The organism is Streptomyces sp. WMMC940 (genome assembly GCF_027460265.1).
Classification (GTDB): domain Bacteria; phylum Actinomycetota; class Actinomycetes; order Streptomycetales; family Streptomycetaceae; genus Streptomyces.
In genome coordinates this window covers 6,316,698-6,341,721 of record NZ_JAPZBC010000001.1, presented here as the reverse complement: position 1 = coordinate 6,341,721, position 25,024 = coordinate 6,316,698, and the positions used below count along the sequence as shown (strand labels likewise).

Here is a 25,024-nt window from a genome sequence, read left to right as displayed (position 1 = left end):
CGGAAATCCCGTCGCGGAAATCCCGTCGCGGAAATCTCGCTCGGGAGAGCGGCAGGGCTCGTTCAGGAGGAGTAGGCGCTGTTCTCGTGGACGTAGTCGGCGGTGAGGTCGTTGGCCCAGATGACGGCGGACTCGGCCCCGGCTGCCAGGTCGGCCGTGATCCGGACCTCCCGGTAGCGCATGTCGACCAGCTCCCGGTCCTCGCCGACGGAACCGTTGCGGCACACCCAGACGCCGTTGATGGCGACGTTGAGCCGGTCCGGCTCGAAGGCGGCCCCGGTGGTGCCGATGGCGGACAGCACACGGCCCCAGTTGGGGTCCTCGCCGTGGACGGCGCACTTGAGGAGGTTGTTCCGGGCGATGGAGCGGCCCACCTCGACGGCGTCGTCCTCGCTCGCGGCGTTGACCACCTCGATGCGGATGTCCTTGCTGGCGCCCTCGGCGTCGCCGATGAGCCGGCGGGCGAGATCGTCGCAGACGGCCCGTACCGCCTCGGCGAACTCGTCGCGGTCCGGGGTGATCCCGGACGCGCCGGAGGCCAGGAGCAGCACGGTGTCGTTCGTGGACATGCAGCCGTCGGAGTCGACCCGGTCGAAGGTGACGCGGGTGGCGTCGCGCAGGGCCTCGTCCAGGCCGGCGCTGTCCACGTCGGCGTCGGTGGTGAGGACGACGAGCATGGTGGCGAGGCCGGGGGCCAGCATGCCCGCGCCCTTCGCCATGCCGCCGACGGTCCAGCCGCCCCGGGTCACCACGGCCGTCTTGTGCACGGTGTCGGTGGTCATGATCGCGATGGCGGCCTTCTCGCCGCCGTGGACGCTCAGTTCGGCGGCCGCCTTCTCGATGCCGGGCAGCAGCTTGTCCATGGGCAGCAGGACTCCGATGAGGCCGGTGGAGGCGACGGCGATCTCGCCGGCGCTGTGGCCCTCCAGGACCTGGGCGGCCTTCTCGGCGGAGGCGTGGGTGTCCTGGAAGCCCTTGGGGCCGGTGCAGGCGTTGGCGCCGCCGGAATTGAGGACGACCGCGGAGACCTCGCCGCCCCTGAGGACCTGCTCGGACCAGAGGACGGGGGCTGCCTTGACGCGGTTGGACGTGAAGACGCCGGCGGCGGCGTGGCGGGGCCCGTCGTTGACCACGAGGGCCAGGTCCGGGTTGCCGTTCTCCTTGATCCCGGCGGCGATCCCGGCCGCCGTGAATCCCTGTGCAGCGGTGACGCTCAAGGTGCCACTCCGATCGTGGAAAGGCCCGTGGTCTGGTCCAGACCGAGGGCGATGTTCATGCTCTGGACAGCGCCGCCCGCTGTGCCCTTGGTCAGGTTGTCGATGGCGCTGATCGCGATGATGCGGCCGGCGGCGGCGTCGAGGGCGACCTGGACCTGTACGGCGTTGGAACCCTGGACGGACGCCGTGGACGGCCATTGCCCCTCCGGAAGCAGCCGCACGAACGGCTCGTCCGCGTAGGCCTTCTGGTACGCGGCGCGCACGGCCTCGACGGTGGCGCCCGGCACGGACTTGGCGCTGCAGGTGGCGAGGATGCCGCGGGGCATGGGCGCGAGGGTGGGGGTGAAGGACACCGTGACGGGCTCCCCCGCCACCGCGCTGAGGTTCTGGATCATCTCCGGGGTGTGCCGGTGGCCGCCGCCGACGCCGTACGGACTCATGGAGCCCATGACCTCGGAGCCGAGCAGATGGGGCTTGAGCGCCCTGCCGGCACCGGAGGTGCCACTGGCGGCGGTGATCACGGCCTCGGGCTCGGCGAGGCCGCCCGCGTACGCCGGGAACAGCGCGAGCGAGACCGCGGTCGGATAGCAACCGGGCACCGCGATGCGCTTGGACCCCTCCAGCGCGGCGCGGGCGCCCGGCAGTTCGGGGAGGCCGTAGGGCCAGCTACCGGCATGCACGGAACCGTAGAACCGCTCCCAGTCGGCGGCGCTGCGCAGGCGGAAGTCGGCGCCCATGTCGACGACCAGGACATCGTCACCGAGCTGCTCGGCGACCGCGGCGGACTGGCCGTGCGGCAGCGCGAGGAACACCACGTCATGCCCGGCGAGCACCTCGGCGGTGGTTGCCGCGAGTACCCGGTCGGCGAGCGGCAGCAGATGGGGCTGCAGCGCGCCGAGCCGCTGTCCGGCGTTCGAGTGGGCCGTCAGGGCCCCGATCTCGACCCCGGGGTGCGCGAGGAGCAGTCGGAGCAGTTCCCCGCCCGCGTATCCGCTCGCTCCCGCGACTGCTGCGCTCAGTGCCATCGATTCCTCCGTACGTGATGGCATGACTATACGCATCACTGCAGTTTTATGCAATGGACTGATCTCGCCGTCCCGCGTCGAACGAAGGAGACTGCGCGCCAAGCGCGCACCCCGGCGGTGCCGATCACAGGCGGTCGGATCGAGGACCGACCGGGGAGGAACACCCCTCTCGCCCACCGCGACGCCGGAAGGCGTTCCCACCGCCCCGGCGTCGCGGTGGCCGCGATCGCAGACGGACGACGTCGCGAGCGCTACCGGCCGAGGCGACCGGCCGATGCCGCGGACCGCACGTCGCTCGGTGCAGCCGTAAGGGGGTGGAACGAGCCGCACCGAGGAATGCGCGGCGATGACACGACGCACCCGGGAGCGGATCCGCAGCCCGAGGGGCGCTCGGCCGCGAACGGCGTCACAGCCCTCCGGCGCCCTTCGCCACCAGCATGATCCCGATCAGGCCGATCACGACGGCGACGACGGCGGTGTTGTGGAGCCTCAGCCAGTCCTTGGCCCGCCCCAGCGGTGGCAGGATCCGCTCCCCGGCGAGCAGGCGCAGCAGCGGCGGAAGGGCGACGCCTGCGGAGGCGATGAGCGTGAACAGGGCGATGGAGCCCGCCCTTCCCGCAGCCGCCGGCTGGGCCGAACCGATCGCGACGCCACCGGCCGCGACCAGGACCAGGATCTTCGGGTTGGCGGCCGAGAGCAGCAGGCCCAGCCGCAGCGCTCTCGGCCAGGTGGCGGTCTCCAGCGCCCGTATCCACGTCGGATCCGCCTTCGTGCCCCTTCGCCTCCACAGCCCCGCGCCGAGGAGGACCAGGAGGCCGCCCAGGCCGACCCGCCCCCATGAGACCCAGGCGGGCGGCTCGCCGGTGATCTCGACGGCGGAGGCCAGCAGGGTGAACAGGACGGCTGCACCGGCGACTCCGGCCGTCCAGCCGACGACGAAGGCACTGCTGTTCTCCCGCGCCCGGGCGGTGAGCAGCAGGAGGATCGCGGGGACCACCGGGAACGGCGACAGGGCGATCCCCAGCGCCGGGGCCACGATCTCGGCGATCACCGCAACCGCCCCGGGCTCCCCGTCCCCGTCCCGCGCGGCGGCACCTCCGAGTCGAGGAGACCCAGGGCCGCATCATGGAGTCCATGGGATGCGAGCTGCCGTGCTCCGCGGCGCCGGCGGCCGGGCTCCGGGGGCACGGCCGGTCACCCGCCCGCCGGCCGTGAGGCGGAGGGACGCGCCTCCAGCAGGCGTCGAGGGTGCATGCCGTCGACCATGCCGATGAACGGGGGGTGGACGCTGTAGCCGATCATGCGCCGGATGTCCTCGGACACCGCCCTGGCGGTGTCGCGCGTGACGGAGAGGGTGAAGGCTTCCTGGGGTCGCAGCCAGGGCTGACAGTACTGGGCGGTCAGGGAGAGGCGGTCGCCGCCTGAGCGGTTGGCGCCGCCGCCGTGCCACAGGGTGCCGACGAAGAACAGGCAGGAGCCGGGGGGCATCACGGCCGTCACGCGGGGGTCACGGCCGCCGGGGCGGCGGTCGTCGCCCCAGCGGTGGCTGCCCGGCAGGAGGACGGTCGCACCGTTGTCGTGGGTGAACGGGTCGACGGCCCACACCGTGGCCGCTCCGAGCGGTGGCCGCGGGCGCGGTGAACGGTAGAACGCGTCGTCGGTGTGCAGCAGTTGGGCGTGCTCGCCCGGGTTGATGTTGATGACCTGGAGCTGGGACAGCAGGTAGCCGGGCTCGAACAGCCGGTCCAGCAGGGCCAGGACCCTGGGGTGGTCGACGAGCCGGTCGCAGCAGCGGGTCTTGTTGAGCAGACTGTAGACGCGCTGTGTCCGGTGGCCCTCGAAGGCGTTGCGCCCGGTCCTGTCGAGCAGCGGCGTCACAGCCTGCCGGATCTCGGCGCACTCCCCGGGGGAGAGCAGTTCGGGGAGGAGCACGTAACCGTCGCGCTCGACGGCGGCGAGGTCGGCCTCGACGGTGGCGCGGCCGACCCTTGCGCCCGCGCTGCGGGTGCGCGGGTACCCGGCAGCCAGGTGTGCGGCGAGGTCTTCCGGCGTCTCGACGCGATCGCCGCCTGCGCGACGGAGGGCCTCGGGGGTCGGGGGCACGGCGTGCGTCCTCTCAGGCGGCGGTGCCGGACAGGTGCACCGCGCCGCGGAGGAAGGCCCACACGTGGGCGGTCACCTCCTCGGCGGGTGGGCGCGGGGTGCGGGTGAGGGCCACCGCGACCATGGCGGCGGCTCCCGCGAGGGTGGCGGCGGCCAGCAACTCGGGATCACTGCGGGCCGGGAGCTCCCCCGTGCGCTGGGCACGGGCGATGTTGCGGGCCGCCAGCTCGACGAGGACGGAGCGCCGGCGCGTCTGGAAGGCGGCCACCTCGCCGTCGCCGACGTGGCCGCCGAGGATCAACGGGGCGAGTGGTTCGGCGTAGAGGAACCCCACCCAGTCGCGAACCCGTCGCGACTCCCGTTCGGCCCAGGTCGGATCGTCGTACTCGCGCAGCATGCAGGCTTCGGCGAGCCGTTCGTAGAAGGACTCGACGACGGCGATGAGAAGCCCGCTCCGGGTGCCGAAGTAGCGATAGGGCAGGCCGACGCTGACTCCGGCACGGCGGGCGACGGCGGCGACCTCCAGCGTCCCGTTCCCGGCCAGCTCCTCGGCCGCGGCGCGCAGCAGCAGGGCGCGCGAGGCGGCGCCGCGGGGACGTGTGGGCATGGTCACCTCCTCAGACTAAGTTGAGTTCAACTCAGTTTTCAATGGGGCTACGGACATTGGGAATTGACGATCCGTCAGTATGCGATGTGCTCAGGGACGCGTCGTCCGCGCCGAGCGTGGCCGGGCATCGGTCGATGCGGTCCGATCGAGGCCGATCGCGGCGTTCGACGGGGTTCCGCCGCCGCGCGGCACTGTGCCGTTCCCCCCACCGACGGATCGGACGTTCCTCCGGTCCATCGGCCGATCGACCGAGGCCCCGGGGCCGGCGGACGCGCCAGGGTGGACCCATGGCCGGCGCGGCTCCTGACGCCGCGCCGGTCCAGTCCCCCCCGAAGGAGGATGCGGCCTGGAGATGAAAACGGACAGGAACACGGACATCGGGATCGAGCTGATCGAGCTGATCGAGCTGATCGAGTCCGAAACGAACAGGCCCTGGCAGCCGGCACGCCGGCCACCGGACTGGCCGGTGCGGCACCGGCCCTCCCGCTCGCCCGCTCGCCCGCGCCCCTCGCCCGGTCGCCGCGCCGTCGGGTGGCGGGCCCGGACGAAGGCGCGGCGGCTACGTCGACGCAGAGGCCCCGTGCGGCTCCGTTCCCTCGCGCGCGGCCGGCCCTCGGGCGTCCTCCTCGCACTTGCGCCGCGACTCCGAGGCGGCCCAGCGGAAGACGCCCCTGGCCATCAGGGACGCCTCCTCCTCCGCTCGTGCCTCGTAGACCTCCGCCCGCACACGGTGCAGGGACGCCCAGTCGGGCTCGGCCAGCACGGCCAGCTCCGCGAGGTGCCCGGCCAGCCGGAACTCGCCGGCGTCGGCGTGGCGCCGCGCGGCGTCGGCCAGCACCTGGGCCCCGCCGGCGAGCCCGGCGAGCTCGGCCGCCAGCCGGGCGTCGGAAGCGGGTTTCAGCCGGGCCGGGTTGCCGTCGTACCAACCGCCGTACTGGCGCCACAGGTTGTGCACCACGAACTCGGGCTCGTCGTAGGCGGCCCGCAGGTACGGACGGTCCGACAGATGGGCCGGAGGGCTGACCGTGTGCAGGAGGTCGTCCAGTCGTGCGCCCGCGTTGAGGCCCGCCAGGGTCTGCTCCACCAGGCTCTCCAGCCACTCCGCCGTCTCCTCCAGCGCCTGGCGGACGCGATCGGCGCCGAAGACCGGCGCGCCGTGCGAGGGAAGCATGATCTCCGCGTCCAGGGCGGCCATGCGGCGCAGCGCGAGGGCCCACTCCCGCGGATAGCGCTGCACCTTCTGGGGGTTGCCGCAGTTCGGGGCGAGCCAGATGAACATGTCACCGGGGCACAGGATGCGCCACCGGGGGAACCAGGCCACGGTCGCGTCGTCGGTCTCACCGCGGACGTGGAACAGCTCGCAGGTGAGCCCGCCGGTCGTGAGGGTCATGCCGTCTCGGTAGGTGACGTCCGGGCGGCGGTACTCGGTGGGCCAGGTCAGGTCCGGAAGCTGGAACTGCCGTTGGTTGATCACCGCGTTGTAGCCGTTGGTGAGGAGATACCGGTCGAAGCGCGCCCCGGTCCTCTCGTGCGCGACGACGGTGAGCGCCGGGCCTTCCTCGGCGTCGAACGGGCCGGTCCCACCCACGTGGTCGACATGGCCGTGCGAGAAGACCGCGGTGGTCACCGGCGTCCTGCTCCACCGGCGCAGGTCCTGGTGGAGGCCTGAGGCGTCATACGGGTTCCCCGTGTCGAACAGGAGCAGCTCTCCGGCCGCGCGGAACGCGAAGACGTTGCCGAATCCGGGGCGCCATCCGACGCCGTCGACGACGTCGATCACTCCGGCGCCGCTCTTCGGGGTGCTCACGATGCTGTCGTCGATCTCGCCGTTCCAGACGCGGTCGGCGTACTCGGTGACGGAGAAGGTCATCTCACTCCTTGGGCGAGGACCGGGGGCGAGCCCCGGGGATCGGCGTGCGCCGGCACGGTCGCCTCCCGTGCTGCGCCGCCCTCGGCGTTCGCCGGCGAGCGGCGGCCGCAGTCCCGTCCCGAGGCGCCGTCGGCTCATGCACACACCACCTGCCGGCTCGTGAACCGTCCAGGTCCGGCGGTGCAGTCGGACCGTACCGGTGGACCGCGGCCACGGCGCACTACGCGAACCGGCCTCTTTTGTCTCGTTCTCGGCGTTCCCACCGGCGTTGCCCACCCGTAGAAACCGGCGGTAAACCGTTCGACGGACAGGAGGACGTCCATACACCGCAGAAGACGCAAGATCCGGCGTACTCTCGTGGCCGTCGTCGCCTCGGCCGCCGCACTCGGCGGTCTGACGGCCACGGCGCCGGCAGCCGGGGCCGGCACCCCCCGGCCGTCTCGGCGCCGCTGCCTGCGGAACTGGAGCGCATCCGGGCGGCGGAGGCCGCAGCGCTCTACGGAAGCCCCGCCGAGCGCCCGTTCGACGAGCGCTGGACCTCCATCGTCTCGCTCGGCGACAGCGAAGACTCCGGCGAAGGCATCGGCACCTACGAGCGGGGCACCGACGGGCCCGACAACTGGTGCCACCGCTCGCCCGGGGCGCGATCCACCGCACCGGTATCGCCACCGACACCACCTACGACCTCGCCTGCTCCGGCACCCGGACCGGCCACGTCGTGACAGGCGGCACCAAGCGGCAACCGACGGGCCGTCACCGGGTGGGACCGGAGGAGATCCGGTCCCACCCCCGGAGCGGGCTCCGGGGCGTTCCCGTTCGCACGGTCGGCCGCGGGCCATCATCCTGGTGATGGAGCAGGCAGACGAGCTGTCCTCGCTCTTCTTGCATGCGAGGTCCACGACCTTCCTTCGTCCGTCCCCGACCGGGCCGGCCTCGCCGGGCCTCCTCTGCGAGGGCAGCCGGGACCGGCCTCGGAATCACGGTACGAACCGGGTCATCACGGCGAGGGGCAGCGAAGGGTTCGCGGCCGCCGCCCGAACCACGAGCCAGTCGTCATCGTCGAGCAGGCCGGCCAGGGACCGCGGTGGCAGGGCGGGGTTACCGGCGGCGGCGCGCCTTCCCCGCCCGTCGGCCAGGCAGCCGAGCAGCGCGGGGGGCGTCGCCGCCCCGTGCGCGGCCACCTCCCTGAGCACCCGCTGGATCGGGGGGTCGTGCCGCACCAGGTCCTCCAGCAGTGCCGGGGAAGCGTCCGGGTTGCCCGCCACCCTGGCGATCACCCGGGCACCGTGTCGGTCGACCATGGCGCGCAACTGCCGTTCGGACAGGCCCGGATGCCCCGCGATGGACTTCAGGACCTTCGCATCGGGGTCGGCGGCGAGCAGATCGCGCACCGTCGCCGGCAGATCCCGCCGTTCGGCGAGGAGCATGCGCACCGCCGGATGAGGGGACCGGGCGAGCTCGTCGACCTCGGTGGGAGTGGCGGCGGCGATCCGGGGCGGCAGGGTCGAGCCGATCCTGGCGGTATCGGCCAGGGGACCGAGTACGTCGAGCGGCACCCGGGGGTGGAACGCGAGACGACGCCGGACCTCCGGGTCGCGGTCCGCGGCCAGGACCCGTATCTGCGTTTCGTCGAGCGCGGGGTTCCCGGCGAGTTCCGCCCGGACGCCGGGAGTAGGGTCCGCCGAGAGCTGTCGCCAGAGCCCGGGGGTCAGGTCGGGTCGGGCGGCCAACCGCAGGCGGAGCGGCATCGAAGGGTGGCGGGCGAAACCGGCAGCGACGCCGACCGGCGTCGCGGGATTGCCCAGCGCCTGCTCGTACATGCCGTGCACGGCGGTCTGGTGGGTGCCGTCGCAGGCCGCGCCCGGCCAGAGGTGGCAGGTGGGACGCGGGCAGTTCGAGTGGTGGACGAACGGCGTCGCCTCTCGCTCGCAGACCTGGCACCACCGCGCCGGCGGGACCCCCTCCCCCGTGACGAGCATCGCCAGGGTGCCGGGGGGCGTCCGCTCGTTGGCCGCGACGGCGCCGCGCACCTCGGTGTGCGGGTGGAAGGCGAGCCGCGCCGCCAGGTCCGGGGGCGCCCACAGCGCGAGTTCGGCGACGACTCGTACTTCCGGGTCGACGGCGAGCCTGTCCACCACGTCTGGTGGAAGCCCGGGGCAGGCGGCCAGCCTCTCCCGGCGCAGCACGTCCGGATCCCCGACGAGGAGGCGTGCCCACTCGGGGCCGCCCGCGCCGTTCTCCAGCAGGGCGAGGGCGGCGTCCGGCCATACCACCGGATCGATGTCCGCGGCCGTCAGCCTGCCCTCACGAGCGAGCCCGGCGGCGGCCCCCTCGTGCCTCAGGGCCAGCGCCAGAGCCTGGGGGTGGCTGAGGTCCACGCGGTCCGTGAGGGCCCGGGCGAGGTCGTCGTCGGCGACCGCGATCAGTCTGTCGACCAGTTCGGGCGGCAGGGCCGGATTGGCCGCGAGCCCGCACAGAACATCATCCACGAGCGCATCCTGCCGGAACGCGCCCGAACAGTCAGCCGATCTACATCTACCGGGTGATCCGCGCGGAGCCCACCAGGCGATCGACGCGCACCAGGATGACCGCGGACGTCCCGGGGCCCGACCCCGGGACGCGCCGTCCCATGGCCCTCCCACTCCTCCCGGACGTCTCACCGCCGGGGCGCTCCCCGTGCGCGGCGCTCGGCGGCGGCATCGCCGCCCTCACCCTGCCGGGACGGCCCCGGTGGTTGCTCCGGCGTCGCCGGTCACCGGCTCCGGCTCCGGCTCCGGCTCCGGCTCCGGCTCCGGCTCCCAGCGCAGCAGGTCCCCCGGCTGGCACTCGAGGACCTCGCACAGCGCGGCGAGCGTGGCGAAGCGCACCGCCTTGGCGCGGCCGTTCTTGAGCACCGCCAGGTTGGCGGGGGTGATGCCCACGCGCTCGGCGAGTTCGCCCACGGACATCTTCCGCCTGGCCAGCATCACGTCGATGTCGACGGTGATCGGCATCAGATCACCTCGTCCAGCTCGGCCTGCATCTGCGCCGCTTCGGCGTCCCGCGCGACGGCCTGGGCGAGCAGCATGCGGAGGACGAGCACGATGAGCGCCACTCCGAGGACCGCCACGACGACACCGCAGATCAGTAGGACCACGCCCGGGGCGACGGCCTCACCGGGCGCCAGGAGGACCGCCAGCGCGAACACCACGAGAGCGGCCGCCACGAGCGCGCCGATCACCACGTCCACATACCGGAAGGCGGCGTGGGAGAAGACCGTGCCGCGCGCCACCATCGTCACCAGGCGCCACACGGACACCAGGACCACCTGGACGGTCACCACACCCAGGACCGTGATCACGAGGAAGGGGGTGCGCAGGTACGCGTGGTCGGCGTCGAGCTGCTCCATGTCGACGGCCAGCAGCGGAACCATGACCGCCTGCACGAACACCGAGCCGGCGAGCAGCGCCACGAGCACGGCGCGCAACGCGATGACCGTCAGCTTTCCCATCGCCCCTCCTTCAATCGACTCACGATGGGAATCTATCGAAACTCGATAGTCAAATCAAGGCGGAGTGAGGGCATGGGACCGTCGGGCGTCACCCGCCGGTGTCCAGCCGCAGGTTCCAGCGGCCCGGTCTGCCGGTCAGCACCACCGTGGACAGCGGCCGTACGTCCACGTTCCAGTACGTCGGGGGTGGCGCCTTCAGCGCGTACACGAGCGCCGCACGGACCACGGCGGGCTCCGCGACGGCCAGCACCGAACTCCCGTCGTCGGCGGGCCGGGTGTCGAGCCAGCCCCCTATCCGGGTGATGAAGCCCAGCAGGGGCTCTCCGCCGTGCGGCGCCGAGCGTGGATCGGCGAGCCACTCGTCCACCGAGTCCGGCTCCACCGCCGCCACCTCGGCGAGCGTGCGGCCGCGCCACCGGCCCATGTCGCAGTCGCTCAGCGCGGGCTGTGCCAGCGTGGCGTAGCCGAGGGCGTCGGCGGTGGCCCGGCTGCGTGCGGTCGGCGAGCAGTAGCGCAGTTCCGCCCCGCCCAGCGGAACGAGCGCGGGCGCGGCGAGCTGCACCTCGTACCAGCCGGCCTCGTCCAGGGGCCGGTCGTCGTCGAAGCGCTCGGCCAGCCGGGACGCGCAACGCGCGGCGGTGACGAGGGTGACCCGAACACTCATGGCGGGATCGTGATACCGAGCGCCTCCCAGGTCAAGAGGGGTTACTGACCGTTGTCGGTGGTTACCGCGGCTTCAGGGCCATCCACTTCTCCGGGTCGGCGAGCGGGGCGAAGCCGGCCCGCTCGTAGACCTCGTGCGCGTCGTCCGTGGCGAGGACGATCCGCCGCAGTCCGAGCGGGGCGAGACGGTCACGCACCGCCTCGGCCAGGGCGGTCCCGAGGCCCTTGCCGCGCACTGCCCTGTCGACGTAGACGTCGCACAGGTACGCGAAGGTGGCGTGGTCGGTCACGACCCGCGCATATGCGACGAGCTCGCCGGAAGCCCGGTCGTAGGCCCCGAGGTTGAGCGAGCCGGCGATGGCCCGGTCCTGCTGCTCACGGCTGCGGCCGAGTGCCCAGTAGGCGTCGGTGGAGAGCCAGTGGTGGATACGGGCCGGGTCGAGGCGGGCGGGGTCGGAAGAGATCTCGTACTCGCCGCGTACGACGGTCGTGTCGCTCATCCCCGTACCTTCGCAGCACGGGGGCCGGCTGTCAGCGGCGGGGCCTCTGACGCCCGGGGCACGGCGGTGCGTGCCGCAGGCCCGGCCGTGCCACCCGTGCCGCGGGCTCTGCCCGCACCGGACCCACACGCCATCCGCGCCCGACCGGCCGGGCCCCTCGCCGGGGTCGGGAATCCGCCCCGGTCGGCCCCGTCAGCCGGCCTGCCCGACCGGCCGGGCCCCCCGCCGGGTCCGGAGTCCGCCCCGGGTCGGCCCCGTCAGCCCGACCCGGGGCCCAGGATCTCGTCGCAGGCGGTGCGCAGCCGGCGCACCCCCTCGGTGATCTCGGCTGCCCCGGCGACCCCGGCGAAGCTCAGCCGGAGGTGCCCGGCCGGTGGTTCGGCGCTGAAGTACGGGCGACCCGGGGCCACGGCGACCCCGGCGCGGAGCGCCGCGGAGACGAGGGCGGTCTCGTCGGTGCCGTCGGGCAGGCGCAGCCAGAGGTGGTGGCCGCCGGCCGGGACGTGCGGCAGGGCGAGTTCGGGCAGCCTCAGACGCAGGGCCGCCGTCATGGCGTCGCGGCGGGTCTTCAGCTCGGCGGCGACCGAGCGGAGGTGACGGTTCCAGGCCGGGGCGCCGACGAGTTCGAGCGCGGCTTCCTGCAGGGGCCGGGGGACGAAGAAGTTGTCGACCACGTGGATGGCCCGCAGGCGTTCCAGGACGGGTCCGCGCGCGGCGAGGGCGCCGACGCGCAGGCTCGGGGAGGTCGCCTTGGTGAGGGAGCAGACGTGGACGACGACTCCTTCGGGGTCGTCCGCGGCGAGCGTGGCCGGGAGCGGGCCGGCGTCGGCGTGGACGAGGCGCCGGGCGAAGTCGTCCTCGACGAGGAACGCCCCGGCCGCACGCGCGATCCGCAGCACCTCGCCGCGGCGCTCGGGGGCGAGCACGGACCCGGTCGGGTTCTGGAAGAGCGGCTGGGTGACGAAGACCCGGGCGCCGGTCGCGCGGAAGGCGTCGGCGAGGAGGTCGGGGCGAACGCCGTGGGCGGGTTCGGCGGGCACCGGCACGGGTCGCAGCCCCGCGGCCCGGGCGATGGCGAGCATCCCCGGGTAGGTGGGCGATTCCACGAGCACGGGTGTGCCGGGCGGGGCGAGGGCACGCAGGGCGGTGGTGAGTGCGGACTGGCCACCGGCGGTCACCAGCACCTCGGCGGCGGTGAAGTCCGGGCCGATGCCGCGGGCGAACCAGTCGCGGAGTTCGGCCAGTCCGTCGGTCGGCGGACGGCCCCAGGCGCCGGGCCGGCGGCCGGCGCGGGCGAGCGCGGCGGCCATGGCCTGCTCGGGCTGGAGCGAGGGGTGCAGATAGCCGCCGTTGAACTCGATGACGCCGGGCGGGGGCGCGGCAAGTGTGACGAGCACGCCGGAGGCGTCCACGGCACGGGGGACGACCTCGGCGGCGGCGTCCGCGCTGAGCGCGACCTCCTGCCAGGAGGTGTCGACGACGGCGGGGTCCGTCCTCGGCTGCGCCCGGAAGACCCCGGCTCCCGGGCGGGTGACGACGAGCCCCTCGGCGGCGAGCCGGGCCAGGGCGCGGGAGACCGTGACGGGTGAGACGCGGTGCCGTTCGACCAGTGCTCGACTCGATGGCAGCTTCTCGCCGGGTGAGTAGCGGTTGAGCTCCGCTTTCAGCGATTTCACCAGATCGGAGACACTGCTACGCTCTTGCATGAGAGCAAAGAATAGCGCTACTACAGGCAGCGCGATAGCGGTCGCCGACTCGCCGCCGCACGGGCCGTACACCGCGGCGTCGGCGGCCCGGCACGGCACCCGGCGCGGCACCCTGCTCGCGTCGCTCGGCGTCGTCGCCTTCTCCCTCACCTTCCCGTCCACGGTCTGGGGGCTGGAGTCCTTCGGCCCCTGGTCACTGGTCGCCGTACGGAGCGTCCTCGCCGCCGTCGTCGCGGGAAGCTTTCTGCTCGCGCTTCGGGTGCCCCTGCCCGAGCGGCGGCACCGGGGTTCCCTCCTGGTGGTCGCCGCCGGTGTGGTCGTCGGCTTCCCGCTGCTCACGACCCTCGCGCTGCGGACGTCGACCACGTCGCACGCCGCGGTGGTCGTCGGCCTGCTGCCGCTGACGACCGCCGCCTTCGCCGCGGTGCGCACGGGCCGCCGGCCGTCCCGGACGTTCTGGGCGGCGGCCCTCGCCGGTGCGGCCGTGGTGCTGGGGTTCACCCTGGCCCAGAGCGGCGGCACCCTCTCGACCGGGGACCTGTATCTGTTCGGGGCGCTGCTGGTCTGCGCCGCGGGCTACACGGAGGGCGGCCGGCTCGCCCGGGTGATGCCGGGCTGGCAGGTGGTCGGCTGGGCCCTGGTGATGTGCCTGCCGCTCGGCCTCGTGGGGTCGGCGTTCGCTCTGACGGCCGAACCGGTCCGGCCGAGCGTGCAGGGGTTCGCCGGGCTCCTCTGGGTGGCCGCGGGGTCGACCTTCCTCGGGCTCTGGGTCTGGTACCGCGGCATGGCGACGATCGGCATCGCCAGGGCCAGTCAGCTGCAACTCGCCCAGCCGCTGCTCACCCTCGTCTGGTCCGTGCTGCTGCTCGCGGAGCCGCTCTCCCCCACCGCTCCCGTCGCCGCCGTCGCCGTTCTGGTGTGCATCGCCGTCACCCAGCGGACGGGCGCCCGGAGGTGACACATGCCATATGTCGGGACGTAGACTCTGAGTACCGTCAACCCCCGTCAAGGAGGTCAGGCACGATGGAAGCGAGTGTGGGAGACAAGCTGCTCGTGCACGGCCGCGTCGTCGGTCAGCACGACCGGACGGCCGAAGTCGTCGAGGTACTCGGAGACAAGGGCACCCCGCCCTACCGCGTCCGCTTCGAGGACGACGGTCACGAGTGCCTGATGTCGCCCGGCCCCGACTGCGTCGTACGCCACCGCCAGCAGTCCTGAGCCGAGTCCCGAGCCTCGAGGTTCAGCGCGGCGGCCGGACCCGGGTCGGATAGTGGTCGGTCACCACCCTGGCCATGGCGCCGATCCGGTCCGTGACGACTTCCTTCGCCGCGAAGAAGCAGTGGCCGCGCACCTCCGGGTGGCGGCAGGCGAGGCTGAGGTGACGGGAGAGTTCGGCCGGGTCCTGCCAGGCGGCGGGCTGAGCGGGATCGCCGGCCTTGTAGAGCGCCTCTCCGACGAACAGGTCCACGCCGGTGCCCCGGGCCACCTCGGCCCACCAGGGCACCAGCTTCGCGTAGTCGGCCGCCGCGAACCCGATGTTCCAGTACAGCTGCGGGATCACGTAGTCGATCCAGCCCTGGCGGACCCACTTCCGGGTGTCGGCGTGGAGGTCGTCGTACGTCTCCACGCCCGCGCGGGTGGCGGAGCCGAGCGGGTCGGTGGAGGAGTTGCGCCAGACCCCGAACGGGCTGATGCCGAAGCGGATCCCGGGGTCGACGCGCCTGATGCGTGCGGCCGTCTCCCGCACCAGCAGATCGATGTTGTTGCGCCGCCACGCGGCCTTGTCCCCGAACCCCCCGCCGTACCGCCGGTACGCGTCGTCGTCGTCGAAGACCTGGCCCGCGACCGGATAGGGATAGAAGTAGTCGTCCCAGTGGACCGCGTCGACGGGATAGCGCTCGACCGCGTGCAGCATCGCGTCCTGCACAAAGGCCCTGACCTCCGGGAGACCGGGGTTGTAGTAGAGCTTTCCGCCGTACGGAAGCACCCATTCGGGGTGCCGCCGGGCCGGATGGTTCGCCGTGAGACGGCCGAGGTCGGTGTGGCCGGCGACCCGGTAGGGGTTGAACCAGGCGTGCAGCTCCAGTCCGCGCGCATGGGCCTCGGTGACGGCGGTGCCCAGCGGATCCCAACCCGGATTCCGTCCCTGCACTCCGGTCAGGTACGCGGACCAGGGCTCGTACGGGGAGGGCCAGAGCGCGTCGGCGGTCGGCCGCACCTGGAGGATCACGGTGTTCAGCCGGCAGGCCACCGCGCGGTCGAGCAGATCCAGCAGCTCCGAACGCTGCCGGGCCGCGGTCAGTCCGGGCCGGGAGGGCCAGTCCCGGTTGGCGACCGTGGCCACCCACATCCCGCGGAACGCCTGGGGGCAGCCCCGCCCGCGGGCCCGGGTGGGGACCGCGACCGCGTCCGCCGCCATCCCCAGCGCGGCGAGCGCGCCGGCCGCCGTGACGAATCCCCGCCGGGTGATCTGCCTCATATGCCGGGTCATGTACCGCGCCTCCGCACCACCGTGCACCGCGCCTCCGCGGGCGTCCGCGCACAGCATGCCCGCCCCGGGCACCCGTCCACACGCACCGGCGGAGTAACGTCGTGGCGTCGAGGCGGGCGCCGGAACCATACGGGGCCCGCCGCACCGAGATCAGCGAAAGGCACGATGTGACCGACACTGTGGCCGGCGTATCCCGCGTCGGAGTGGTGGGCTGTGGCCAGATGGGCGCCGGCATCGCCGAGGTGTGCGCCCGCAGCGGACTCGAGGTCAAGGTCGCCGAGACCACCGGCGAAGCCCTGGAGATCGGCCGTACGCGACTGCACAACTCCCTCGCGAAGGCCGCCGAGCGCGGCAAGATCAGCGAGGAGGAGCACCGCGCGACGCTGGAGCGGCTGACCTTCACCACGGACCTCGGGGAGTTCGCCGACCGCGACCTCGTCATCGAGGCGGTCGTGGAGAACGAGCAGGTCAAGACCGAGATCTTCCAGGTCCTGGACCAGGTGGTGACCAGCCGGGACGCCATCCTGGCCTCCAACACCTCGTCGATCCCGCTGGTGAAGCTGGCCGTCGCGACCTCCCGCCCCGACCAGGTCATCGGCATCCACTTCTTCAACCCGGCACCGGTGCAGAAGCTCGTGGAGCTCATCCCGGCGCTGACCACGTCGGAGGAGACGATCAAGCGCTCCGAGGCCGTGGTCGAGCAAGTGCTGGCCAAGCACGCGATCCGCGCCCAGGACCGCTCGGGCTTCGTGGTGAACGCCCTGCTCATCCCGTATCTGCTCTCGGCCATCCGGATGTTCGAGTCGGGGATCGCGAGCCGGGAGGACATCGACAACGGCATGGAGCTCGGCTGCGCCCACCCGATGGGGCCGCTGAAGCTGTCGGACCTGATCGGACTGGACACGGTCGCCTCGGTGGCCGACTCCATGTACGCCGAGTTCAAGGAGCCGCTGTACGCCGCTCCGCCGCTGCTGCAGCGGATGGTGGACGCGGGCCGCCTGGGCCGGAAGACGGGATCGGGTTTCTACACCTACTCCTGAGCCGGACCGTACGCCCGAGCCGCGTCGCATCCGTCGCGTCTCGTCCGCGCCGTGCCGCGCGGTACGCGCCGCATGATTCGCACAGGTGTTTCACACGGGGTGTGAGGAGCGTGTCCGCATATGCCGTGCGCACACGCTCCCCGGCTCCCACCGGGGAGTGTTGACTCGGGATCGCTCGGCCGAGGGACCATCGGACGACCATCCCGAACAGGAGCAGACAGGTGACCACCGACCCCGATCACTTAGCCGTCGTCGAGGAGTACGCCGAACTGCGCCGCTCCCTCGACGTCGGCCTCGCCCGTATCGACGGGCACCTCGCCCTGCTGGCCCAGCGCCACGACCGGATCGACCGGGACCTGGACGATCTGGCCGCACGAGTGGTGACGCTCGAGCACACCAGATGGCCCCTGCCCGCAGTCGCCGCGCTCACCGCACTGGGCGCGCTGGCGGTCGCGGTCTGGCAGGCGACCGGCGGCTAGGACGTTTCTTGAAGCAGCGTCGCCCGCGGGCGGGCGACGCTGCTTTCGAAGCGCGCCCGGGGCGTCCCGCGGAAGCGCCGTCCGGGCCCCGGCGCAGCCACGGAGTCGCCGGGGCCCGCCGGGCGCTCGTCCCGGCTCATCCCAGGCGCAGATGGTGCAGCATCAGCAGACCCGCCGCCATGTTGGCGGCGGGGATCTCGCCGCGGGCGACCATGTCCGGGACCAGCTTCAGCGGTATCCACTCACGGCGCGAGGACTCGAAGGCGTCCTCTGGAGGGCCGACGTAGGTGGCTCCGTCCGACCAGTAGAGGTGGTGCCGGGCGTCGGTGAGCCCGTTGGACGGTTCCACGGTCATCAGGTGCCGGAGCGGACCGGGGCGCCAGCCGGTCTCCTCCTCCATCTCCCGGGCCGCGGCGAAGGCGATGTCCTCGCCGTCCTCCACGACGCCCGCAGCGAGCTCCCAGCCCCAGCTGTCGGTGATGAACCGGTGCCGCCACAGCATCAGGACCTCGTTTGCCTCGTTGACGGCGGTCGCGACGGCGACCGGCCGGAGCCGGATCAGGAAGTGGTCGAGATGCCGGCCGTCCGGCAGCTCGACGTCCGCGAGATTGACCCTGAACCAGCGGTTCTCATAGACGGTTTGCTCGCTCAGCTTCGTCCACTGCACGGTTATGCCACCTTCCGACACGTAGGTGGCAATATCGCAGCAGGAGCTCGGGCCGAGGGGAACGCTCACAGGAGGCGCAGGAGGGCTCACATGGGTACGCGCAGGGCCCCTTCGATGATTTCGGCCGCCTCGGCGGCCGGGGCGGAGCCGTGCGCCGCCAGGTTCGCCCGCACCGTCCGCAGGCGGTCCCTGAGCCTCAGCGACTCCATCCCCCTGGCCCGTTCGGTCATCTCGACGGCCGTCCGCGCCGCCCGCTCGTCCTCGCCCTGCCGCAGCTCGATCTGGCTGAGCACGGCCAACCGGTGCACCCGACCGCGGTCGTGGGACGGCACGGCGGCCGCCGCGTCGGCGTGCTCCCTGGCCGCCCCCAGTTCCCCCAGGCACTGCAGCGCCTCGGCGACCTGGACGTTCACCAGCCCCGGCTGCACATAGCCCGTCTCGTCCGGCTCGTGCCGCGGGAGGATCCGCTCCGCCTCCTCCTCGGCCCGCCGGATCCGGCCCAGCGCCGCGCCCCCGTCGCCGAGATGGGCGTACGCCTTCGCCTGCATCGCGTAGAGGTCGGTGGCCAGCGCCGGGGTTATCTGCCGGCCGGCCGTCCGCAGCGCCGCCTCGGCGAAGGCGACCGCCTGCCGGTACTCCCCCATGAACAGGGACTGGTTGACGAGCAGCGCGATCACGTACGCGCCGAGTCCCCGGTCACCGCTCGCCTTCGCAAGCCGCAGTGCCTGGTGGAAGTAGCGCTGTGCCAGCCCGTGGGCGTCCGAGTCGTAGGCGCAGATGCCCGCGACGGCCACCAGACCGCCGGTCGCCCGGTGCAACTGGCGGCCGAGGGCGTCGCTGTAGGCGCCGCGCAGCAGCGGGGCCGCCTCGCTGTCGAGGAAGCCGACGATCCGGGAGCGGGTGGCGATCCCCCCGGCCTTGCGGTACATCAGCTCGTAGTGGGCCCGGGCCGCGCGGAGCATCTTGATGTCGGCCATGCTGACGCGGGTGCGTCCGTCGCGTGACACATCCGCGTCCTCCGGCGGGTTCTCCCACTCCCACACGGGCATCACGGCGGGTGTGCCGGTGACCGCCGGTGCGCCGATGACATGGGGACGCTGCTGCTCGTCGGAGCGCCACAGCGCCGTGGCGCGCTCCACGAAGCCGGAGAGCGGGGACCCGTGCTGGACCGCGGTCTCCCCCGGTACGCCGAGTCCGATGTCGTCGAGGGTGACCGGGCGGCGCAGCCGGACGGCGAGCACCTCGCAGATCAGGTCCGGCACCTGGCCGCGGGGACGCTGGCCCTTCAACCAGCGCGCCACGGCCGTGTGTTCGTAGCGGAGCGAGAGGCCTCTCGCCCGGCCCGCCTGGTTCACATGGGCGGCCAGGCCCGCGTGCGAGATGCCCGCCTCGTCGAGCAGCGCGTCGAGCAGGGTGTTGGGCTGCATGGGCCCCTCCGTTGGCTCGGTGTGGCCCAGAGTAGTGGAGCGGGCTTCGCACGGGGTGTGAAACAAGTGCATATATCCGCGCCGTGCGCGCTCTGCCGCTGTCCCGCGCGCGCCGGTTGACTGTTCTTCCTCTCAAGGAGGCGGCCGGGCCGCCGGCTCCCCCTCGTACAGTGCGGCGGCCCGCATCCGCGCCGTCCGTCCTGCTGATCTGCCCGACACTCCGCGGCAGGACGGACGGCGCCGGCCGCGAACGGCCCTTTCCCCGTCGGTGATTGGAGGGATCAGGGCGGGAACGGCGCAGCTCCGGTGACGGACTGCGCCGGCACCCGTGCCCGACCTTCGTGCCACGGCGGCGTGCCCGGAGCAGCGCTCGGCCCGCCGTCCGGGTGGCGCGACGGCGGGAAGCGCGCCCACGGGGCGAGACGGACGGCACGGGCGCGGCGCCCGAGCGATCCGGCCGGACGGGCCGGGGGCAGCACGGATCCCCGCAGCGATGCTCACCGCACGAGTGGCCTCGGAGGGGCGGGGCGGTGGGTGCATGCGCGAGGGGCGCGTCCGGACCGGGTCCGAACGCGCCCCTCTCGCTGTCGGCAGCGGACGCTCAGGCGCCGCGCAGCACCGCTCCGGTGCGCTCGCCGGCCAGCGCGACGGCGGCGTCACGGGCGGCCGACGCCTCCTCGACGGTCAGCGTGCGGTCGGGGGCGCGGAACCGCAGCGCGTACGCCAGCGACTTCCTGCCCTCGCCGATCTGCTCGCCCTCGAAGACGTCGAACAGGCGGATGGACTCGAGCAGTTCACCCGCGCCCTCGTGCAGCGCCTTCTCCACGTCGGCGGCGGACACCTCCGCGGCGACGACCAGCGCGACGTCCTGCGTGGCCACCGGGAAGGTGGAGATCCGCGGTGCCTGGAGGGCGCCCTCACCGGCCCGCTCCAGCAGGTCCAGGTCCAGCTCCATGGCGCAGGTGCGCTCCGGGAGCCCGAGCGCCTTGATGGCGCGCGGGTGCAGTTCGCCCGCGTGACCGACGAGGGTCTCCTCGCCGTCCACCGAGGCGTACAGCGCGGCGCAGCGGCCCGGGTGCCACGGCGTGTGCTGGTCGGCGCGGACGGTGAGCCCGGCACCGGCCTCACGGGCGACCGCGCGTGCGGACTCGATCGCGTCCGCCCAGTCCGCCGGACGGCCCTCGCCCCACCATCCGGCCTGTTCGCGCGCGCCCGCCAGGACGGTGGCGACCCGGCGCGGCTGGTGCGGCAGCGCCGCGTTCAGCACCGCGATCTCCTCGTCGGTCGGGCGGCGGTCGACCGGCAGCACGCCCGGGACCGTCTCCTCACCGGTGGGCCGGAAGACCAGCCCGGTCTCGAAGAGCGCCAGGTCGTGCGAACCGCGGCCGACGTTCCGGCGCAGCGCGGAGAGCAGTCCGGGCAGCAGCGTGGTGCGCAGCGCCGGCTCCTCGTCGGAGATCGGGTTGACCAGCGTGACCACCGTGCGTCGGGGGTCGTCGGCCGCCAGACCGAACTGGTCCAGGACCGCCTCGCCGACGAACGGGTAGTTCAGCGCCTCGACGTAACCGGCGCCGGCCAGTGCGCGGCCGACGCGGCGGTGCAGCCGCTGGCGGGCGGTGAGCCCGCGGCCGGAGGGCGGGGTGGGCAGCGTGGACGGGAGGTTCTCGTACCCCTCCAGCCGGATGACCTCCTCGGCGAGGTCGTTCGGCTCGTGCAGGTCGGGGCGCCACGACGGGACGGTCACCAGGAGCTCGTCCTGGCCGTACACGTCGCAGCCGACCTCCTGCAGCCGGCGGACCACCGTCTCGCGGCCGTAGGCGACACCGGCGACCCGGTCGGGGTGGTCGGCGCGCATCGTGATGGTGCGAGGCGCGGACGGGGCGACGATCTCGGTGACCCCGGCCTCGGCGGTGCCGCCGGCCAGCAGGACCAGCAGGTCGACGGTGCGCTGCGCGGCCGCCGCGGCGGCCTGCGGGTCGACACCCCGCTCGAAGCGCCGGGACGCCTCGGACGACAGCTTGTGGCGGCGGGCCGTGCGGGCGATGGCGACCGGGTCGAAGTGGGCGGCCTCGACGACGACCTCGGTGGTGCCGCGGACCTCGCCCGTCTCCGGGTCGGTCTCGGAGTCGGCGATCTCCGTGTTGGCCCCGCCCATCACGCCCGCGAGGCCGATCGGCCCGCGGCTGTCGGTGATGACCAGGTCCTGGGCGTCCAGGACGCGCTTGACCCCGTCGAGGGTGGTGAACTTCTCGCCGGCCTCGGCGCGGCGGACCCCGATCGGGCCGTCGAGCCGGTTGCGGTCGTAGGCGTGCAGGGGCTGGCCGAGCTCCAGCATCACGTAGTTGGTGATGTCGACGGCCAGCGAGATCGGCCGCATCCCGGCCTTCTGCAGCCGGCGCTGCATCCAGATCGGCGAGCGGGCCTCGGGATCGAGCCCGACGACGGTGCGCGCGGTGAAGCGGTCGCAGCCGATCGGGTCGGCGATCCGCACCTGGTAGCCGTACGAGTTGGGCGCGGGCACGTCGAGCAGCGCGGGGTCGCGCAGCGGGAGCCCGTAGGCGGTGGCCGTCTCGCGGGCGACACCGCGCATCGACAGGGCGTAGCCGCGGTCGGGCGTGACGGCGATGTCCAGGACCTCGTCGTACAGCTCGAGCAACTCGGTGGCGTCGGTGCCGACCTCGATCTCGGGCGGGAGCACGATGATGCCGTGCGTCCCCGCCCCCCAGTCACCCAGGCCGAGCTCGTCGGCGGAGCAGATCATGCCGCGGGACATCCGGCCGTACGTCTTGCGCTCGGCGATGCGGAAGTCGCCGGGCAGGACGGCGCCGGGGAGGGCCACGACGACCTTGTCGCCGACGGCGAAGTTGCGGGCGCCGCAGATGATCTCCTGCGGCTCGCCGGTCTGGTTGGACCGGCCCACGTCGACCGTGCAGAAGCGGATGGGCTTCTTGAACTCGGTCAGTTCCTCGACGGTGAGCACCCGGCCGACGACCAGCGGGCCGGTGAGCCCGGCGCCGAGCTGCTCGACGGTCTCGACCTCGAGGCCGGCCGAGATGAGTTTGGCCTGTACGTCACGGCCGGTCTCCGTCGCCGGCAGGTCGACGTACTCCCGCAGCCATGAAAGCGGGACCCGCATCAGATCTCCATCCCGAAGGGCCGGGTGAACCGGACGTCACCCTCGACCATGTCTCGCATGTCTTCGACGTTGTGGCGGAACATCAGCATCCGCTCGATGCCGAACCCGAAGGCGAATCCGCTGTACTTCTCGGGGTCGACGCCGCAGGCGGTCAACACCTTCGGGTTGACCATTCCGCAGCCGCCGAGCTCGATCCAGCCCTCGCTGGAGCAGGTGCGGCAGGGCCGGTCCGGGTTGCCGACGGACTCGCCCCGGCAGACGTAGCAGACCATGTCCATCTCGGCGGACGGCTCGGTGAAGGGGAAGAAGTTCGGCCGGAGCCGGGTCTTCATGCCCTCGCCGCCGAAGAGCGCGCGGACCATGTGGTCCAGGGTGCCCTTGAGGTCGGCCATGGTGAGGCCCTCGTCCACGGCGAGCAGCTCGACCTGGTGGAACACCGGGGTGTGGGTGGCGTCCAGGTCGTCGGTGCGGTACACGCGGCCGGGGCAGATCACGTACAGCGGAGGCTCGCGGTCCAGCATCGAGCGGACCTGTACGGGCGAGGTGTGTGTGCGCAGCACCACGCCGGAGCCGGACTCGTCCCCCTCGCCGCCGGTGCCCTCGCCGCCCTTCACGAAGAAGGTGTCGTGCTCACCGCGGGCGGGGTGGTCGGCCGCGATGTTCAGCGCGTCGAAGTTCAGCCACTCGGTCTCGACCTCGGGGCCTTCGGCGACCTCGTAGCCCATGGCCACGAAGATGTCCTCGATGCGCTCGGAGAGCGTGGTGAGCGGGTGCCGGGCGCCGGACGGGGTGCGGTCGTACGGCAGCGTGACGTCCACCGCCTCCTCGACCAGTACCCGGGCGTCGCGCTCGGCCTCCAGTTCGGCCTGGCGCGCGGCCAGGGACTTGTTGACGGCACCGCGGGCCTGGCCCACACGCTTGCCGGCCTCGGCCTTGGCGTGCGGCGGCAGGGCGCCGATCTCACGGTTGGCGAGCGCGAGCGGCGAGGTGGGGCCGGTGTGCGCGATCTTCGCCTCGTGGAGCGCGTCGAGGTCGCCCGCGGCGGCGAAGGCGGCGAGCGCCTCGTCCCGCATGCGCTCGATCTCTTCCGGTTTCAGTGCCTCGACCTCGACAGGGTCGTACGACTTGTTGGGTGCCGACATCTCTTCCCGTGCTTCCGATGGGGTGGCTGGGCCCCCGCTCGACGACCGAGGACGCAAAGGTGCCAAAGGACGAGTTTAGCGGGGTGACGCTACGCGAATGAGCCCGTGGGCCGCCGGGGTGCCTATCAGGTGAGATAGGCGGGCGTGCCCACGGGCAACGTAAATCGGAACTCCGCGCCGCCGCCCGGGCCGCGGCCCACGGTGATCGTCCCGCCGTGCGCCTCGACGATGCCCTTCACGATGTACAGGCCGAGACCGGTGCCACCGCGCTTGCTCCCCCGCCAGAAGCGGGTGAAGACACGGCCCATCGACTCCTCTGGGATGCCGGGGCCTTCGTCGCTCACGGTGACGACCGTTCCCTTCTCCTCGCTGCTGCCGGACGCGGGTGCCACCTCGATGGTGACCGTTCCGTCTCCGTGGCGCACCGCATTTTCGAGGAGGTTGCCGAGAACCTGGTCGATCTTGTCGGGGTCCGCCCACAACTCGGGCAGGTCGTGGTGGACGCGGACGAAGAAACGGTCCGGGGACTGGCCGCCCGCGGTGTACGCCTGGACGTGGCGGCCGACGGCGGCGGCGACGTCGACGGGCTGGCGCCGTACCTCCAGCCGGCCGGAGTCGATGCGCGAGATGTCGAGGAGCTCCGCGATGAGCCGGGTCACTCGGTTGGCGTCGGCGTCGACGGTCTCCAGCATCAGCCGCTTCTGGTCGTCGGTGAAGCGCTCCCACTTGGCGAGCAGGGTGGCGGTGAACCCCTTGACGGAGGTCAGCGGGGAGCGCAGTTCATGGGCGACGGTGGCGATCAGCTCGGCGTGGCTGCGCTCGGTGCGGCGGCGCGCCTCGGTGCCGCGGACGCTGACGACGACCCGGCGCACGGGGCCCGTGGGCGCCTCCCGTACGTAGCGGGCGGAGACCAGGACCTCGCGGCCGCCCGGCAGCAGCAGATTGCGCTCGGGCTGGCCGACCCGGGTGGCGAGGCCGCCGTACGGATCGGTGAGCGACCACCAGCGGCGGCCCTTCAAATCCTCCAGGGGCAGCACGTGCTCCAGCGGCCGGCCGAGGGCGCGGTCGGCGGGCACGGCGGTGATGCGCGCGGCGGCGGCGTTGAAGCAGATGATCCGGCCGTCCTCGTCGGCGACGACGAGGCCGTCGGGGAGGTCGTCCGGGCCGATGCCCGGACCCGCGCCGTCCCCGGCGCGTGCCGATGCCAGGAACGCCTCGGACGGCCCGCTGGTGCCGACAGTCATCCCCGTACCCCACCTCTCGAACCGGTGCAGTGGGTCCCCGAGCCCGTCACCCTACTAGTCGACGGTGACGGAGCGACACCCTGCGTCCACCGGCGGTCGACGTCGGCCGGCGCACGGCCCCCGGGTGGCGGGCGCGTGGCCGAAGAGCGGCGCCGTCCGCGCGGAGTGCCCGGCGTCGCCGGGCGGTCGTACTCGCGGCCACGGCCGGTACCTCGGG

22 protein-coding genes and 1 pseudogene are annotated in these 25,024 nt (G+C 73.0%); 5 read left to right on the top strand and 18 right to left on the bottom strand.

The genetic code is table 11. The features are described 5' to 3' along the window. Positions 1-62 precede the first annotated feature (62 nt). The 6 genes from argJ to O7595_RS27925 form a co-directional block, all read right to left on the bottom strand. Positions 63-1,217 carry a bifunctional glutamate N-acetyltransferase/amino-acid acetyltransferase ArgJ gene (gene argJ / locus O7595_RS27950; RefSeq protein ID WP_269731362.1) on the bottom strand — a complete coding sequence of 385 codons (1,155 nt, stop codon included), beginning with the start codon at positions 1,215-1,217 and terminating at the stop codon, positions 63-65. Then, a complete protein-coding gene (gene argC / locus O7595_RS27945; protein ID WP_269731361.1) occupies positions 1,214-2,242 on the bottom strand; it encodes an N-acetyl-gamma-glutamyl-phosphate reductase in 1,029 nt (342 codons plus the stop codon). Before argC ends, argJ begins: the two co-directional genes overlap by 4 nt. 406 nt (positions 2,243-2,648) lie before the next feature. Beyond that, complete coding sequence (locus O7595_RS27940; RefSeq protein WP_269731360.1) at positions 2,649-3,293, bottom strand: GAP family protein; 645 nt, start codon at positions 3,291-3,293, stop codon at positions 2,649-2,651. 143 nt (positions 3,294-3,436) lie between these two features. Next, positions 3,437-4,345 carry a phytanoyl-CoA dioxygenase family protein gene (locus tag O7595_RS27935; protein WP_269731359.1) on the bottom strand — a complete coding sequence of 303 codons (909 nt, stop codon included), beginning with the start codon at positions 4,343-4,345 and terminating at the stop codon, positions 3,437-3,439. A 13-nt stretch (positions 4,346-4,358) separates the two neighbouring features. Next, complete coding sequence (locus O7595_RS27930) at positions 4,359-4,952, bottom strand: TetR/AcrR family transcriptional regulator (RefSeq protein ID WP_269731358.1); 594 nt, start codon at positions 4,950-4,952, stop codon at positions 4,359-4,361. Positions 4,953-5,511: 559 nt separating this feature from the next. Beyond that, positions 5,512-6,822 (bottom strand): alkyl sulfatase dimerization domain-containing protein, encoded by a 1,311-nt coding sequence (locus O7595_RS27925; protein WP_269731357.1) that lies wholly within the window; start codon positions 6,820-6,822, stop codon positions 5,512-5,514. Between the two features lie 321 nt (positions 6,823-7,143). Here O7595_RS27925 and O7595_RS27920 point away from each other — a divergent pair. Continuing rightward, positions 7,144-7,561 (top strand): annotated as a pseudogene (locus O7595_RS27920) (ricin-type beta-trefoil lectin domain protein); the annotation flags it as partial. Positions 7,562-7,799: 238 nt separating this feature from the next. On the opposite strand, the gene O7595_RS27915 reads toward O7595_RS27920, so the two are convergent. From O7595_RS27915 to O7595_RS27890, 6 genes are all read right to left on the bottom strand, one after another. Beyond that, positions 7,800-9,311 carry a hypothetical protein gene (locus O7595_RS27915; protein ID WP_269731356.1) on the bottom strand — a complete coding sequence of 504 codons (1,512 nt, stop codon included), beginning with the start codon at positions 9,309-9,311 and terminating at the stop codon, positions 7,800-7,802. 219 nt (positions 9,312-9,530) lie between these two features. After that, on the bottom strand, positions 9,531-9,815 hold the full coding sequence (locus O7595_RS27910) for a helix-turn-helix domain-containing protein (RefSeq protein ID WP_269731355.1): 285 nt from the start codon (positions 9,813-9,815) through the stop codon (positions 9,531-9,533). Then, on the bottom strand, positions 9,815-10,312 hold the full coding sequence (locus O7595_RS27905) for a DUF2975 domain-containing protein (protein ID WP_269731354.1): 498 nt from the start codon (positions 10,310-10,312) through the stop codon (positions 9,815-9,817). The genes O7595_RS27910 and O7595_RS27905 overlap by 1 nt, the downstream gene beginning before the upstream one ends. Positions 10,313-10,400: 88 nt before the next feature. Beyond that, entirely contained in the window at positions 10,401-10,976 is a 576-nt protein-coding gene (locus O7595_RS27900) for a histidine phosphatase family protein (RefSeq protein ID WP_269731353.1), read from the bottom strand. Between the two features lie 61 nt (positions 10,977-11,037). After that, positions 11,038-11,475: a GNAT family N-acetyltransferase gene (locus O7595_RS27895; protein WP_269731352.1), complete on the bottom strand. Its 438-nt coding sequence runs from the start codon at positions 11,473-11,475 to the stop codon at positions 11,038-11,040. A 257-nt stretch (positions 11,476-11,732) separates the two neighbouring features. Continuing rightward, positions 11,733-13,181, bottom strand: a complete 1,449-nt coding sequence (locus O7595_RS27890; RefSeq protein WP_269731351.1) for an aminotransferase-like domain-containing protein — start codon at positions 13,179-13,181, stop codon at positions 11,733-11,735. Here O7595_RS27890 and O7595_RS27885 point away from each other — a divergent pair. Both O7595_RS27885 and O7595_RS27880 read left to right on the top strand, forming a co-directional pair. Then, on the top strand, positions 13,180-14,139 hold the full coding sequence (locus tag O7595_RS27885; protein WP_269731350.1) for a DMT family transporter: 960 nt from the start codon (positions 13,180-13,182) through the stop codon (positions 14,137-14,139). The genes O7595_RS27890 and O7595_RS27885 overlap by 2 nt on opposite strands. Before the next feature lie 65 nt (positions 14,140-14,204). Continuing rightward, entirely contained in the window at positions 14,205-14,399 is a 195-nt protein-coding gene (locus O7595_RS27880; RefSeq protein ID WP_138056243.1) for a DUF1918 domain-containing protein, read from the top strand. A 22-nt stretch (positions 14,400-14,421) separates the two neighbouring features. On the opposite strand, the gene O7595_RS27875 is transcribed toward O7595_RS27880, so the two are convergent. Beyond that, positions 14,422-15,600, bottom strand: coding sequence for a glycoside hydrolase family 10 protein (locus O7595_RS27875; protein WP_443071868.1), 1,179 nt, complete (start codon positions 15,598-15,600; stop codon positions 14,422-14,424). A gap of 251 nt (positions 15,601-15,851) precedes the next feature. On the opposite strand from O7595_RS27875, the gene O7595_RS27870 reads away from it, so the two are divergent. Both O7595_RS27870 and O7595_RS27865 read left to right on the top strand, forming a co-directional pair. Next, positions 15,852-16,712, top strand: a complete 861-nt coding sequence (locus O7595_RS27870) for a 3-hydroxybutyryl-CoA dehydrogenase (RefSeq protein ID WP_269732653.1) — start codon at positions 15,852-15,854, stop codon at positions 16,710-16,712. A 221-nt stretch (positions 16,713-16,933) separates the two neighbouring features. Further along, on the top strand, positions 16,934-17,191 hold the full coding sequence (locus tag O7595_RS27865) for a hypothetical protein (RefSeq protein ID WP_269731348.1): 258 nt from the start codon (positions 16,934-16,936) through the stop codon (positions 17,189-17,191). 136 nt (positions 17,192-17,327) lie between these two features. Here O7595_RS27865 and O7595_RS27860 read toward each other — a convergent pair whose 3' ends face one another. The 5 genes from O7595_RS27860 to O7595_RS27840 form a co-directional block, all read right to left on the bottom strand. Continuing rightward, a complete protein-coding gene (locus O7595_RS27860; RefSeq protein WP_269731347.1) occupies positions 17,328-17,858 on the bottom strand; it encodes an NUDIX hydrolase in 531 nt (176 codons plus the stop codon). Positions 17,859-17,944: 86 nt separating this feature from the next. Further along, the gene (locus O7595_RS27855; RefSeq protein WP_269731346.1) at positions 17,945-19,285 is read right to left on the bottom strand and encodes a transcriptional regulator; all 1,341 of its coding nucleotides are present in this window, start codon (positions 19,283-19,285) and stop codon (positions 17,945-17,947) included. Between the two features lie 601 nt (positions 19,286-19,886). Continuing rightward, positions 19,887-22,421 (bottom strand): phenylalanine--tRNA ligase subunit beta, encoded by a 2,535-nt coding sequence (pheT, locus tag O7595_RS27850; RefSeq protein WP_269731345.1) that lies wholly within the window; start codon positions 22,419-22,421, stop codon positions 19,887-19,889. After that, positions 22,421-23,563, bottom strand: coding sequence for a phenylalanine--tRNA ligase subunit alpha (gene pheS, locus O7595_RS27845; RefSeq protein WP_269731344.1), 1,143 nt, complete (start codon positions 23,561-23,563; stop codon positions 22,421-22,423). The genes pheT and pheS overlap by 1 nt, the downstream gene beginning before the upstream one ends. 125 nt (positions 23,564-23,688) lie before the next feature. Beyond that, the gene (locus O7595_RS27840; RefSeq protein WP_269731343.1) at positions 23,689-24,807 is read right to left on the bottom strand and encodes a sensor histidine kinase; all 1,119 of its coding nucleotides are present in this window, start codon (positions 24,805-24,807) and stop codon (positions 23,689-23,691) included. Between the last annotated feature and the right edge of the window lie 217 nt (positions 24,808-25,024).